Genomic DNA, 13,689 nt, shown 5'->3' with positions numbered 1-13,689 from the left:
CGGAAAACCGATACCGTCAGTAGTTAGATGTAGTCGTGTAACTCCCCGAGCGAGTTGATCTCGAGGTAGCTGTCGACCGAGGGTTCGAGCGCCTTGTTGTGTGGTCGTCGGATCAGAACCGGGACGAGTCCCGCGTTCTGGGCGGCGAGCAGGTCTGTTTCGCGGTCGCCGACGTAGATCCCGCTGTCGAGCCCGAGGGCCTCGAGGGCCGTCTCGATATAGTACGGCTCTGGTTTCCGTCGCCGGAATCCTTCGACACCGAGGTCCCGACCGCGGACGAACGAGAACGCCTCGAGGCCGAAATATTCGACGACGAACGAGACCGTCGGATCGTAGTTGTTGCTCACCAATCCGACCGAGTGCGTGCACTCGAGTTCTTCGAGGACATCGACGTCGGTGTAGAGGCCGCGAGCGCCGTCACGAATACGCTCAGTCGCCCGTTTTGCGCTGTACTTCTCGCGGAGTGCGTAGAATTCGGCCGGATCAAGACCGAGGTCTTCGCAGGTTGTCTGGAACGCCTCAGTGTACTCGTACGTCTCGAGGGCCGACAGCGACTCGAGGGGTGCCTCGAGGTCAAGGTCGAGGTCACGGTCGACGATTGCGTCGTGGAGTGCGCGGGTGTGTACTTCGGGATCGGTTCCGTGCCCCTCGAGGATGACGCCGTCCATGTCGAACAGCAGCGCCTGTTCTCCATCCGGTTCGATCGTCGGTTCATTCGTTGTCTTTTGTGTGGATCGTGTGGTCATTGTGAAATTGTGTCCGTTGTTGTAGTCGCAATCGTGGTTTCAGCCTGGACAGTCGCAAGCGGTGTCGGCTGTTGTCTCTGCGGCTTCGTTCGTCGCGTCGAGATCACTCGTTGCCTCGGGGTCGACCCCGGTCGTGGCGACGTCGCTCGGTTTGTTGGTGGGCACTGTACCGTCTCGCTCGTTTGGCGTCGCCGTTCGAGCAGATTCCGTGGCTGGTTCCTCAGCGCGATCGCTTGAGCGGGCGCTGCCGTACCCTGCCGCACCGAGCGTGAGTGCAGCACCGATCGCCCCAATCACCGATCGCCTCGATCGAAGCCGGTCGATCGACGCCATCGTTAGCGGACCACCGCCCCTGTCTCTTATACACATCTCTGAGCNGACGGTACAGTGCCCACCAACAAACCGAGCGACGTCGCCACGACCGGGGTCGACGGCGTTGAACAGCTGGACGCCGATCCCGCCGGCACCGACCGCGCCGAGGATCGTCGCGCTGCGGACATTGATGTCCCAGCGATAGACGCCGATCCCGACCAGCGCGGGCTTGATCTGGGGGAGAACGCTGTAGAGCAGGACCTGAACCGTGGAGGCACCGGTCGCGCGGATCGCCTCGACCTGGTCGATCTCGATCTCCTCGATCTCTTCGCCCAGCAGTTTGGCGACGAAGCCGATCGATCGGACGGCGATCGCGACCATCCCGGCGAACGCGCCGGGGCCGAGCATGACGACGAACAGCATCGCCCAGATAATGACGTGAACTGACCGCGTAACGGTGACGATCAGCTTGCCAACCGCGTACGTCACCCGATTGGGAGTCGTATTTTCGGCTGCAAGGAAAGCAACAGGGAGCGACGCGGTGACGGCGATGATCGTCCCAACGACGGCGATGTGAACCGTCTCGAGCAGCGGCATGACGATCTCCGGGGTGTAGGCCCACTCCGGCGGGAACATCCGGACTGCGAGATCCATCAGTTCAGCGGGTGCTGTCCGGATGTACTGGGTGTCGAGCCCCATGTAGAGCCACGAGCCGACGACCGTTCCCATCGCGACGAGAAACGCGGCGATCCGTGTAACGCGCTGTCGCGGTTCGAAGCGTTGCCAGTGACGACCAGATTCAGCGCCCATTACTGGACCCTCCGTCGGATGTACGCGCTGAAGAGTTCACCGACGAGGACGACGGCGATGATCGAGAAGAGGATCAACGCAGCGAAGTCGAATTCGTAGCGCTCGAACGCTCGCAGAAGCAACGTCCCGATGCCACCTGCGCCGACGATTCCAATGATCGTCGAGGAACGGATGTTGATATCCCAGCGGTATACTGTGAGCCCGATGAATCGCGGTGCGACCTGCGGGATGACAGCGTAGACGAGCGTCTGGAATCGCGAGGCACCGGCGGCGTCGATGGCCTCTTTTGCCCCCATGTCGATGTCCTCGATATCCTCAGCGAACAGCTTCGAGAAGAAGCCAATCGTCAGGTAGCTGATGGCGATGATACCTGCCAGCGGCCCGACACCGACGGCTTTCACGGCGATGATGGCGATGATGAGTTCGTCGATCGCCCGCGTGATGCTGATGATCCCCCGATTCAGGTAGTAGATCGGCCGGGGTGCAATGTTCTCTGCCGCCCCAAACGCGATCGGAACCGAGATGAGGACGCCAGTAAACGTCGCGACGAACGCCATCGCGATCGTTTCGCCCATATATCCGACGACTCGGTCGACGTTTTCGCTCGCGGTGTTCGGCGGTACCATCGCCTCGAGGAGCAAGACGCCGTTGTTCACGCCAGTCAGCACTCGGCCGAGACTGACGCCCGACAGCAGGGAGACGAGTGACCACAGGACGAACAGCATCGCTCCGACGTAGACAGCCCACTTCAGTCGGTGACTGCCGAACGCAGTCGGTCGCCGCCATGTCCGATCCGTCGAACCGACGTCGGCGTGTCTGTCTCCGGTCGCCATCTCAATCCCCCGTGATCGCGGATCGTTCGGTGCGCTCTGCGTCGTCAGTGACGGTGTCGGACTCGTCGACGAAGTTGCTCGAGGACTCGCCTGCGATGGCTTCGCCGCGATAGATGACGTCTTTCGCGTTCTCGTCGAGATCCGTGGTCGGGCCATCGAAGACGAGCGTGCCGTCGTGTAAGCCGAGGATTCGATCGGCGTACTCGACGGCCAGGTGGACCTCGTGGATGTTGATCAGAACGGGAATGTTCCGTTCGGCTGCGATCTCCGTGAGTAGTTCCATCACGGCGTGTGAGGTTTCCGGGTCGAGGCTGCTGGTCGGTTCGTCGGCGAGCAAAATCGTCGGCTCCTGGACGACGGCGCGGGCGATGCCGACGCGCTGGCGCTGGCCACCAGAGAGTTCGTCTGCCCGTTTGTTCTCCATCCCGCCGAGTCCGACCGTCTCGAGGATGTCGTAGGCCAGTTCGACGTCTTCCTGTGGGAACTTCCGGCGCAAGGCCGCCCAGTTCGAAACGTAGCCGAGTCGGCCGGAGAGAACGTTCTCCATGACGGTGTGCCGTTCGACGAGGTTGTACTCCTGGAACACCATTCCGATGTTCCGGCGTGCCGCTTTCATCTCTCGGCTGTCGAGTGCAGTGAGTTCGGTTCCGTTGAGGGAGACCTCGCCGTCGGTCGGTTCGGTCAATTTGTTAACACACCGAATGAACGTCGACTTTCCGGCACCGCTCGGCCCGATCATTGCGACGATCTCGTTCCCCTCGATCGCGGTCGAGACGCCGGTCAACGCTTCGTCACCGGTCGGGTACACTTTTCGCAAGTTCGTAACTTCGAGCATTGATAACAGGGTGCGTGTAGTCTAGAGGTTCGCTTCGTCGTACTCGACGCCATTGTACTGCTGATTGACCATAACGTCGTGCCAATGGTTCATGTAGTCAACCTCCTCGTAGGTTGGGTAACCTGCCTCTTCGCCGAACACGGTTCCCGACCAGTCCGTGTTCAGGAAGGTCTCGCGGGTGGCCTGGATGATGTCTTCGTGGAGGTTGTACCGGTAGCCGACCGGTCCGGTCGGGAACGGATCGGCCGCCCAGACGACCTTGAAGTCGTCCCAGTCGATGTTGTCGACGGCGTCGACCGTTTGCTCCATACAGGTACTACAGATCGGGCCGCAGTCGTAGTCCCCGTATGCGATTCCCCGGACGGACTGTTCGTGTCCTCCGGACATCTCGGGATCGTAGTTCTCGCCTCTGGTCAGCCCGAAGTGTTCGTCGAACAGCGCAGACGGTGCCTGATTCCCGGAGTTCGACGATTCTTCGGTGTGTGTCGCTCGGAAGTCGGTAAAGTCCGAGACGCTCTGGATCTCGTCCATGTCTGCGCGAGTGATCGCAAGGAGCCGGTATCCGAACTCGCCGTCCCCCGCGACACCCATCGCCAGCGGCACCATGCCGGCCATGTTCACACCGAACGGCGTGTTGCCGGTCGCGAAGTTCGCGATATGGATCCGTTCCGAGCGCATCCCCTCGACAACTGCCGCATAACTCTCGATGGTCTGAAATTCGACGTCCCGACCCGTCTCTGCCTCGAGTTTTTCGATCATCGGTTCAAGCTGATCGGCATAGGCCTGCTCGCTATCTTCTCGTGGCAGGTCGGCGTACACGATCGGATCGGGATCGATCCACTCCGACGGGTCGTCAGGATGCTCGACCGGTTCCCGCCCGTACACTGCCTCGGTCCGGCCGCGGTCTCCCATCTGCTCGAGATCGAACTCCGATCCCCGAATGAAGTCGTGTTCGACTATCTGGCTGCCGAGATAGTTGTTGTTCTCCCAGTCGGGGTTTTGCGGGTCGAACGAATCAGAGAGCATTGGGTCATCGGGTTCACTGCCTCCACCCCCACCCAATCCCGCACCCGCTTGATTTTCACTGTCGTCTCCATCAAGACAACCCGCGAGAATCGACGTGCAGATCGCGCCGGTCGCCAGTACGAATGTTCGTCTCGAGGACCGTTCACCGGAGTTTGACTGTCGTTTCGCCATCACCAGTCAGTCCGCATGCCTTCCTAAATACACCTTATATTTTTTATATAAATAGAGTGGGAAACGGACGTGCCGGAACACAGCTATCTGGTTGGCAATGAGGGAGGCGTGTGCCGACGTACGACTATAGAGTACTTTAGCCTGGTATCGAGTGGTCGTCTGTGATACCGACTCGAACGTAACGAACATAGTGAAACTCTCCGTACCGCACGCTCGATTGAGCGTATGCTCCGAAGACGACTGTTTCGCCGCGGGTCGACTGAACCGCCAGGCTTTGATCCCGCGGCCGTACCAACATCGCCGACTACCGAGATTCGTGATATCGGTGGCCAGGAGTTCCACTGCCGCGCTGTCGAGTCACCGGACGAAAAGTGGCGACTGGTGTTCGGACGAGTGATCGATGGCGCGGATTCGTATGCGTTCGTAATCGACGACGGAACAATCGTCACCAAACAACGTGTCTCCCGGCCAGTTAACGGCACAATCGCAAACGACGGAACGGCAGCACTTGTCTGTGACACTCGTTCGACGACAATCGGAAGTACACTTGTCGTGCTCGAGTCAGATGGCGGTCGGCTCAGTAGACAGTTCGACGCGACGTTGGATCACCCAGCGATCCGGGCGACGGGTGAGCTCGTTGCGGTCGCCGCACGACCGCCGTTGTCCACTGTCTACCTAATTGATAGCCGGACAACCGACGATATCGGTTCGTATCCAGTTCGTGGCCGGACTCCACAGATACTCGGGTTCCACGGTGACGATGGCTACCTGTACGTCGGCGTCCGGGCGACGACCGACCCATACGTGGGATTCGATGCCGATGCCGACGTTGTCTGGGGAAGCGATCGGTACTGGGCATCGCGGCCTCTCACGGACCGCGTCGAATCAGCACTCGGGATACTTCGGTCCTGACGTGAGACGGCGGTTAGCGCCCAGCTGATGGGTATAGGGCGCGTATTCCTGCCGTTAAAACGAGTGCGATCCAGTGATGACAAGCCCGCTGTGACGTCGAATACTGGACAGTACTTTGTGGAGAAGATCGCTCTATCACACCGTTCGGGGAACTCAATCCTGTGTCTGACTTTCGAGTTCGTCGAACAACGCTTCAACGCGAGTTCTGATCGCCTCGCGTATTTCGCGGACATCATCGAGTGATCGCCCGTGCGGGTCAGTCAGGTCCCAGTCTCGAGCGTCACCGCGCCAGGTGGCAGGACAGACCCCGTCTGCAGAACAGCCCATCGTGATGACGATATCGCAGGTTTCGATCGCCCCAGGAGTGATTTCTCGTGGCTGCCGATCGGACATGTCAATTCCGACCTCGTCCATGACCGTCAGTACGACATCGTGAACGCTGCCAGCGGGATCAGTCCCGCCGGTACGGATACGAACGTGGTCTTCGAGTCCTCGCTCCCGCTGTTCCCGTTCAGCGAACGCAGTCGCCATCTGGCTCCGGCCAGCGTTCTGTACGCAAACGAAACCGAGTGTCGTTGGGTTCATGAGTGGGATCGTCTTTCGGCAAGACCGCAGTCCAGTAGTGTCGATTCAGTCATCGTGTCGGCAATGAAACGGCCGTTCGTCGTCGTTTGCCGGAGTCGCCTGATGACTGCACCGTACAGATATGCATTTGGGACCGTTCCGCTGTAGAGGGACTGATCAAGGTCGTCTAGCTTCGGTTCAACAGCGGTTGCTGTTTCGTATGCTGACTCGGTGTCTCCCTCGAGCGCCAACTCGAGAACAGCACGGACGTCAGCAGCGACCAACTCGAGTTGCTCAGCGAACGACTCCTCGGGCGGTGCTGCTTGCTGTGTCGCAACCGCCGCAATACGTTCCGCGTGGTCAGCGATACGCTCCAGACTGCGAGCAACGCGATACTCGCGGAACGCCGCGACCCGGTCGGTGCCGAGTTGTTCTACCTCGTGGACGTCCTCGAGGCCACGGTGAAACCCCCGGCAGACGAACGCAAATAGGCGATCGATATCGTCGTCACGGGTGATCACACGGTTAGCGAGGTCTTCGTCGCCGGTGACGAGTGCTGTGATCGCGTCGGTATTCATTTCGGTGACGAGTTGCTGTGCCTGGGTGATCGTCTGGGGGAGAGACACGTCGCTAGCATCGAGCACGTTCGTGATCGTCAGGCTGTCACCGGTATCCTCCTGAATGGTGAGGCCAATAAGCCGACTTGTGGCACGTTCGATCATCCGCCGGGCCCGCGAATCAGCCTCCTCGAGATTGGTGACCGTGATCCGGTCGAAGCCGGTCTTGTACGCAACCGCAACGCGGCGCAACGCGATGTCACCAGCGGCGGTGCCCGCGTTGATCGTCACGGTTCGTTCCTGAACAGAGGCGGTTTCAGGTGCAGCGACCAGTCGATCTTCGTGTGGATAGAGGTACATCGACATGCCCGGCTCGAGGTCCTGTTCGACTGCCCACGACTTCGGCAGTGAGACGACGAACGTCGAGTTACCGGCCATTTGGATCTTCCGTTCGACGGGATCGGCCAAATCGAGTGTCAGCTCTTCGTGTCTCATCAGTAGAGTAGCGTCTCGTCGTTGTCGACCATGTACAGCGTTCGCGCGGCAACGTTGACGGCGTGATCGCCAATTCGTTCCAGATCGCGGATCGTAAGCAGTATCCGCGAGACGTCTTCGAGAATCTGCTCGTCCGACGGTTCAGCTGTCAGTAACTCCTGAACAACGGTCCGGCTGGCTCGTTCGCAAAGCGCATCGATCTCGTCATCTGTCGCAGCGATCTCGTGAGTCGCTGCCGAATCGTCTGTCGCATACGCCTGTATCGCATCCTCGAGCAACAGGACCGTCTCGGTGCCGATATGGCTGACGTCGACGTCCGGGTAGCGCTCGTGGGTTGACTGGGTCGCGTACTCCGCTAAGTTCACTGCAAGGTCGCCGACTCGTTCAAGGTCGGTGATAATCTTGAACGACGAGGCGATGAAGCGCAGGTCGCCCGCGACCGGCTGCTGGAGGGCGAGCAATTCGACGCAGTCACTCTCGAGGTCGAGATACAACTGATTGATCTCGTGGTCGGCCTCGATCACTCGCTCGGCGAGCGCGTCGTCACCTGTCTCGTAAGCCTCGAGCGCGCGCCGAACCCGTTGACAGACGACGTCACTCATCTCGAGAATGTTCTCACGCAGTTCGTACAGTTGCTGTTGGTAGGCGTCTCGTGACATAGTTATCCGAACTTACCGGTAATGTAATTCTCGACACGGTCGTCGTCGGGATCCTCGAAAATCGTCGCAGTGTCGTCGAACTCGACGAGTTCACCGCCGGTGAGGAAGACGGCCGTCTTGTCGGAGATACGTGCCGCCTGCTGCATGTTGTGGGTGACGATGATGACTGTGTACTCGTCGACGAGTTCGTTGATGAGGTCCTCAATCTTCGAGGCAGCGACAGGGTCGAGCGCCGACGTTGGCTCGTCCATCAGGATGACCTCGGGATCGGTTGCGATCGCCCGGGCGATGCAGAGCCGTTGTTGCTGGCCGCCTGAGAGGTCGAGGCCCGACTCGTTGAGTTGGTCCTTGACTTCGTCCCACAGCGCGGCCCCACGAAGTGCGCGTTCGACTGCCGCATCGAGGTCCATCCCGTCGGCTTTTCCCTGGACGCGCAGGCCGTAGGCGACGTTGTCGTAGATCGACTTCGGGAACGGGTTCGGCGACTGGAACACCTGGCCGATCGTTCGGCGCAGGGCGACAGGGTCGACATCGTCGTCGTAGACGTTCTTCCCGCGGAAGTGGAGGCCGCCATCGACGCGTGCGGCCGGTATTCGATCGTTCATCCGGTTGATCGACCGCAGGAACGTCGATTTGCCACAGCCAGAGGGACCGATCATGGCCGTCACGCGGTGCTCTGGAATTTCGATTGTGACGTTGTCGAGCGCCTGGTCGTCACCGTAGTAGACGTCCAATCCCTCTGCACGGACGATCGTCTCGGTGTGTCCGGTGGTGTGACTTGAGCCGCGATCAACGCTAATGTCGGTTTCGATGATCGCACCGTCCGATGTGCCATCCGTTTCGTTGACCGATTCGTCAGTCACCTGTTCGTTTGACGTGTTACTAGACATTGCTAATCGAGCTGCCGTCAGTTTCGTATCGTTTCCGCAGATAGCCTGCGAGGGCGTACATCGCGACCAAGAACAACAGCAAGACGACGATACCGACTGCCGCCAGCCCGTTGAACATCCGGTCGGCCTGGTACGTCCAGTTGTAGATTTGCGTCGGCATCGCGCTGAACGATGCAAATGGGCCATCGGGGTATCGCGTCGCGTGCAACATCGTGCCGACCATGATCAGCGGGGCCGTCTCGCCGACGGCGCGGGCGAGTGCCAGAATGGTTCCAGTGAGGATGCCGGGCATCGCTTGCGGAAGCACCACCTGGCGGATCGTCTGCCACTTCGTCGCGCCCATAGCGTATGAGCCGTCGCGGACGCTGCTCGGCACCGCCCGGATCGACTCGATCGAGGCGACGATGATGATCGGCACGATAAGTAACGCCAGGGCGATAGCACCTGCCAGGATAACCGATCCGAGTCCGGCGTCGTTGACGATCAGCGCCAGAACGAGCAGCCCGTAGACGATCGAGGGGACGCCTGCGAGGTTTGCGAGGTTCGCCTCGATCAGACGGGTGACGCGGTTCTCTGGGGCGTATTCGACCAGGTAGATCGCACAGCCAACCGCGATAAAGAAGGCCAGAACGGCTGTCAACACCATCAGCCAGACCGAGGCGATGATCGACGCCCCGAAACCAGCCTGTTCGGCACGCGAAGAAGACGTGGCCGTAAGGAAGTTGCCGATGTCGATGTCGAAGTTCGTCAGCGCCTGACTGGCTTCCCAGAGCACGTCGGTGAGTAGCAGGACCAACATGGCGAGTCCGAACAACGACGCGACGACAAGCGTGCCGTAGAAGAGACGGTTAAGTAGCTTCTCCCGACCGAGGTCGACATCTGCGAGGAAGTCAGTTTCTCGTTTCGTACTCATCGGTACTCCTCCTGGAATCGCTGTTTCAGTCGATCGTTGAGCAGGTTCATCGTAAGCGTCATCAGGAACAACAGCAGGCCGACTGCGAACAGACTCTGGTACTGGACGGTGCCGACCGCAGACGTGCCACGAGCCATCGAGACCAGATAGGCAGTCATCGTCATGATTTCGTCGAAGGGGTTCACGGTCAGGTTCGCGTTGAATCCCGCGGCCATGGTGACGGCCATCGTCTCGCCGATCGCCCGCGAGAGCGCGAGGATGTACGAGGCGAAGATACCCGATACCGCCGCAGGGAGGACGATCCGCGTCGAGACCTGGTACTTCGTCGCCCCGAGCGCGTACGCACCGTTTCTGAGGTCGTCAGGAACCGCCTGCATAGCGTCCTCACTGATGGAGGAGACCATCGGGATCGTCATCGTGCCGACGACCAGGATCCCGGCGAGCATGCTGTATCGACCGACACTGGCACCCATCATGCCAGACGCGAGCGGCTCAAGGAGACCCGGCGCATGGTGGCTCACCGAGTCGAGTCCTCGTCCTGCGGGATTGACGAGGAAGGTCGCGATGCCGTCGACGAGCACCGGCGTGAGAAACGAGACCGCGAAGTACCCGTAGACGATCGTCGGAATCCCAGCGAGTATCTCGAGGATGGGTTTCAGTCTATTTCGAGTGTCACTCGAGGCGTACTCCGAGAGGTACAGCGCCGTCGCCGTCCCGATCGGAATCGAGACCAGCCCAGCGCCGATCGTAATCGCGAGGGTTCCCCAGACGATGGGCAAGACGCCGTGTGCGGGCGTCGCGTGATCGGGTGCCCACCGGGTTCCGGTAAAGAACTCGGTGAACGTGACCGTTCGGGCGATCGAGTCGCCATCGAATAACACCTCGCTGATTCGTGCGCCGAAGAAGTAACTGGCCGCGTTGTCGAACAGGACCAGGAATATGGCGACCGTGGTCACGACGGTGACCGCCGCACAGCCGAACAGCACTCGCCGAACGCGCCTGTTCTTCTCGTGGGCGGCCTCGAGGCTATCGTCGCCCGAAATTCCCGATCCGGATTGTGTCTCTGTACTCATGAGTGCAGTGAAAAGGCGATCGTCAATCAGTCAGTTCAGGGGTCCTGGCGTTCGACCGTGATCTCGTCGGGATCTTCGCCGATCGATTCGAGCACCGAATCGAGCTGATCGTGGTTGTCGACGATATCCTGGTCGGTCGCTCGGTAAAAGTCGACTGTCGTCGCGAACTCGTGCTGGTTGTTGATGTAGAACCGCGCAAACGAGGCGATCAGGTCGGGATTCTCCTCGAGTTCGGCGTGGTTGAAGTAGAAGAAGAGCGGACGGGCGAGCGGTGAGTATTCCCCGCCTTCGATGTACTGCTCTTCGGGTGGGTAGAAGTCCCCATCCAGCTCGCTCTCTACCGCGACGGTTTTCAGGGTACCGTCCTGTTCCTGGAGGCTCCGAAGGTGGCCGACGCCACCCCAGCCGAGGGCGTACTCATTGTCGGCGACAGCGTTCCAGATCTCGTCAGTCTGGCTCGTCGCGGAGTAGTCGTCGCGGATATTCCCCATCTCGCCGTTGATATTCTCGGTGAAGTAGTCGAACGTCCCCGATGCGGAGTCTCGTGCGTGCAATGCAATGTCTTCGTCCGGCCACTCGTCGCGAACGTCGCTCCACTGCTGGACATCTGATTCGAACTCCCAGATCTGGTTGAGTTCGTCGAGCGTGATCTGTTCGCACCAGTCGTTGTCCTCGTTGACACCGACTGCGAGCGTATCCTGGCCGACGGTGTAGTGAGTGTACTCGACGTCGTTCTCGCTACAGAGATCGATCTCCTCCTCGGTGATCTCTCGGCTCGCGCTCTGGAATGCAGAGTTCGCTCGGCAGAACTCCTGGAATCCAGCCCCGGTCCCCTCTGGTTCGACGTTGACACCGACGCCGGAGAACGCTGCCTCGAAGTCCTCAGCGGCAATCTGCGTGATCGGTGCCACCGTGTTGGAGCCGGACGCCTGAATCGTCCCGGAGAGTCCGTCCTCGTCGCCACCGAGACAGCCAGCTAGCGCCAGTGCGCCGATACTTCCGATCGTCGCGATTGCCGATCGTCGACTCAGTCCGCGTCCACGCAAGTTCTGGCTTGGTGCCATCGACCGATGCTTCCAACGATGAATATAAAAAGCATGCTAATAACTATATATCTGAGTATTTGGGTATATAGTCGTCTCACAGGTCGTTTAGATCGATATGAACGGCTCAATAGCCGAACGTAGACCAAGAGTACAACGGCCATCGAGCGTGGAGAACCCCGCCGGCATCCCGAGACTCGTCGGAAGTCGCCTGCACGGGACGGCTCACGAGGGATCGTTAGCACTCGAGAAGCGACCGAGCACTAGTCCCGCAACCACGTCGAAACACCCGAAAGCGATTGCGAGTCCCGAGAGAGCCACAGGGTCAAGCCCCAGACCGGTCCCGGGAAGCGCCTCCAAGAGCCCGATACCGCCGACGGCGAGAATACCGACCGAGCCCTGGAACGCATCGATTCCATCGCCGAACGTCATCCAGATGACGCCAGCGACGACTACGATGGATGCAGCGAACCAGAACGGGACGATTGTGGCCGCCCCAGCCAGGAGAACACCGCCGCCGACAACTCCGACACCCGACATTCGTAGCCGCATCGGCCCGGTCGAAGACACGTCGGCCATACGTCAGCATCCGGTCGACTGAGTAAAACGGTTCCTATTTCACCACCATATATAGAGATATAGAATCCACAATATGATTCGATAGGACCCCGGAGTAATTGATTGCGATATGCTCCACTATATTTCATAATTGGGCCCTCTAAAGCCAGATGTTGACTACCTATATAGACAAAGACAGATTTATGGTCTACCTATCGACAACTCGTACCATGGAGACGCGAAAAGTCCAGGTGACTGGCGGCTCGACGTACACCGTCTCGCTTCCGAAGACGTGGGCAACCGAAAACGATGTCAGCAGCGGCGATACAGTCGAACTGTACGCTGACAACGAGACACTCCTTGTGACGCCTCAAACCGACGTCGACCACCAAGAAGGCACGCTGGAAGTGGCGACCCTTGAGGGCACAGAGCTCGTCCGAGCGGTCTTCACGATGTACGTCAGAGGGTTCGATATTATTCATCTCGAGGCGAACCGCATCACGACCGACCAGCGGCGAGCGATCCGCAGTGCCGTACAGGGTCTTGTCGGCGTTGAAGTTGTCGAAGAGGAAACCGGCTGCGTCGTCGTCCAGGATCTGCTCGACTCCGCAGAGCTATCGATCAGCAGTGCAATCTCGCGCATGCGTCTCATCGCCACCACCATGCTCGCGGATGCAGTCACTGCCCTCGTCGAGAACGACGACGACATGGCCACCGACGTGATCGAACGTGACGACGACATCGACCGACTCTTTCTCGTCGTCGCGCGTATCTTCCGCGCCACACTTCGCTCTCCTCGTGCCGCCGAGGGACTCGGCGTCTCCCGCGAGGACTGCTTCGACTTTCACTCGAGTGCCCGTCAGCTCGAGCGGGTGGCCGACCACGCGGTGAAGATTGCCCAGCTCGCGCGCAAGCTCGAGGAGATTCCGGCGGACGTGGCGGATGGACTCTGTGCGCTTCACGAGGATGTAGCGACGATTCTCGAGCAGGCGTTGGACGCGCTGTTTGTTGACGAGAGTGAGACGGCGACCGAACTCGGCCACGATGCACTCGAGTCGGTGCTGGCGATCGACGAGCATACGCGCCAGATCGACGATATGTTGCGAGAACTTGAGCCGGTGCAGGCCCAGTCGCTAGGGTTGATTTTGGATTCGCTCTCGCGGAGTGCGGACTACGGCGGAAATATTGCAGAAACGGCGTTGCAGAAGGCGGCACCGCGGCCGTCGGGTGTGTAGGTCTGGAGTGCGTTTGTGGTTCGTGGTCTGTCGTTTGTGGTCCGTGGCACACCGATT

14 protein-coding genes and 1 pseudogene are annotated in these 13,689 nt (G+C 59.9%); 2 read left to right on the top strand and 13 right to left on the bottom strand.

Translation table 11 applies throughout. The annotated features are described in order from the left end of the window. Positions 1 to 23 precede the first annotated feature (23 nt). From C482_RS16790 to phnD, 5 genes and pseudogenes are all read right to left on the bottom strand, one after another. Positions 24 to 746 carry an HAD family hydrolase gene (locus tag C482_RS16790; RefSeq protein ID WP_006168962.1) on the bottom strand — a complete coding sequence of 241 codons (723 nt, stop codon included), beginning with the start codon at positions 744 to 746 and terminating at the stop codon, positions 24 to 26. 426 nt (positions 747 to 1,172) lie between these two features. After that, positions 1,173 to 1,868: pseudogene (phnE, locus tag C482_RS22895) on the bottom strand (phosphonate ABC transporter, permease protein PhnE); the annotation flags it as partial. After that, positions 1,868 to 2,701 carry a phosphonate ABC transporter, permease protein PhnE gene (phnE, locus tag C482_RS16775; RefSeq protein WP_006168958.1) on the bottom strand — a complete coding sequence of 278 codons (834 nt, stop codon included), beginning with the start codon at positions 2,699 to 2,701 and terminating at the stop codon, positions 1,868 to 1,870. The pseudogene phnE (C482_RS22895) and the gene phnE (C482_RS16775), both read right to left, overlap by 1 nt. Before the next feature lies 1 nt (position 2,702). Further along, entirely contained in the window at positions 2,703 to 3,536 is an 834-nt protein-coding gene (gene phnC, locus C482_RS16770) for a phosphonate ABC transporter ATP-binding protein (protein WP_006168956.1), read from the bottom strand. A gap of 21 nt (positions 3,537 to 3,557) precedes the next feature. Then, entirely contained in the window at positions 3,558 to 4,733 is a 1,176-nt protein-coding gene (gene phnD, locus C482_RS16765; protein WP_049896905.1) for a phosphate/phosphite/phosphonate ABC transporter substrate-binding protein, read from the bottom strand. Between the two features lie 225 nt (positions 4,734 to 4,958). On the opposite strand from phnD, the gene C482_RS16760 reads away from it, so the two are divergent. Then, the gene (locus C482_RS16760; RefSeq protein ID WP_006168951.1) at positions 4,959 to 5,645 is read left to right on the top strand and encodes a hypothetical protein; all 687 of its coding nucleotides are present in this window, start codon (positions 4,959 to 4,961) and stop codon (positions 5,643 to 5,645) included. A gap of 153 nt (positions 5,646 to 5,798) precedes the next feature. Here the strand turns inward: C482_RS16760 and C482_RS16755 are convergent, their stop codons facing one another. The 8 genes from C482_RS16755 to C482_RS16720 all read right to left on the bottom strand — a co-directional run bounded on the left by C482_RS16755 (position 5,799) and on the right by C482_RS16720 (position 12,418). Continuing rightward, the gene (locus C482_RS16755; RefSeq protein WP_006168949.1) at positions 5,799 to 6,230 is read right to left on the bottom strand and encodes an arsenate-mycothiol transferase ArsC; all 432 of its coding nucleotides are present in this window, start codon (positions 6,228 to 6,230) and stop codon (positions 5,799 to 5,801) included. Further along, positions 6,227 to 7,261, bottom strand: a complete 1,035-nt coding sequence (locus C482_RS16750; RefSeq protein ID WP_006168947.1) for a phosphate signaling complex PhoU family protein — start codon at positions 7,259 to 7,261, stop codon at positions 6,227 to 6,229. Before C482_RS16750 ends, C482_RS16755 begins: the two co-directional genes overlap by 4 nt. Beyond that, the gene (gene phoU / locus C482_RS16745) at positions 7,261 to 7,920 is read right to left on the bottom strand and encodes a phosphate signaling complex protein PhoU (protein WP_006168945.1); all 660 of its coding nucleotides are present in this window, start codon (positions 7,918 to 7,920) and stop codon (positions 7,261 to 7,263) included. The genes C482_RS16750 and phoU overlap by 1 nt, the downstream gene beginning before the upstream one ends. 2 nt (positions 7,921 to 7,922) lie before the next feature. Further along, positions 7,923 to 8,810 (bottom strand): phosphate ABC transporter ATP-binding protein PstB, encoded by an 888-nt coding sequence (pstB, locus tag C482_RS16740; RefSeq protein WP_006168944.1) that lies wholly within the window; start codon positions 8,808 to 8,810, stop codon positions 7,923 to 7,925. Beyond that, entirely contained in the window at positions 8,803 to 9,723 is a 921-nt protein-coding gene (pstA, locus tag C482_RS16735; RefSeq protein WP_006168943.1) for a phosphate ABC transporter permease PstA, read from the bottom strand. Before pstA ends, pstB begins: the two co-directional genes overlap by 8 nt. Then, positions 9,720 to 10,796: a phosphate ABC transporter permease subunit PstC gene (gene pstC / locus C482_RS16730; RefSeq protein ID WP_006168942.1), complete on the bottom strand. Its 1,077-nt coding sequence runs from the start codon at positions 10,794 to 10,796 to the stop codon at positions 9,720 to 9,722. Before pstC ends, pstA begins: the two co-directional genes overlap by 4 nt. A gap of 35 nt (positions 10,797 to 10,831) precedes the next feature. After that, the gene (locus C482_RS16725; RefSeq protein WP_006168941.1) at positions 10,832 to 11,860 is read right to left on the bottom strand and encodes a PstS family phosphate ABC transporter substrate-binding protein; all 1,029 of its coding nucleotides are present in this window, start codon (positions 11,858 to 11,860) and stop codon (positions 10,832 to 10,834) included. Positions 11,861 to 12,064: 204 nt separating this feature from the next. After that, the gene (locus C482_RS16720; RefSeq protein ID WP_006168940.1) at positions 12,065 to 12,418 is read right to left on the bottom strand and encodes a hypothetical protein; all 354 of its coding nucleotides are present in this window, start codon (positions 12,416 to 12,418) and stop codon (positions 12,065 to 12,067) included. A 209-nt stretch (positions 12,419 to 12,627) separates the two neighbouring features. On the opposite strand from C482_RS16720, the gene C482_RS16715 reads away from it, so the two are divergent. After that, the gene (locus C482_RS16715) at positions 12,628 to 13,632 is read left to right on the top strand and encodes a phosphate uptake regulator PhoU (RefSeq protein ID WP_006168939.1); all 1,005 of its coding nucleotides are present in this window, start codon (positions 12,628 to 12,630) and stop codon (positions 13,630 to 13,632) included. Positions 13,633 to 13,689: the final 57 nt, after the last annotated feature.

Origin of the sequence: Natrialba chahannaoensis JCM 10990 (assembly GCF_000337135.1) — an archaeon.
Taxonomy (GTDB): domain Archaea; phylum Halobacteriota; class Halobacteria; order Halobacteriales; family Natrialbaceae; genus Natrialba; species Natrialba chahannaoensis.
The sequence above is the reverse complement of the archived record's forward strand: the minus strand, read 5'-3'. Positions and strand labels throughout refer to the sequence as shown.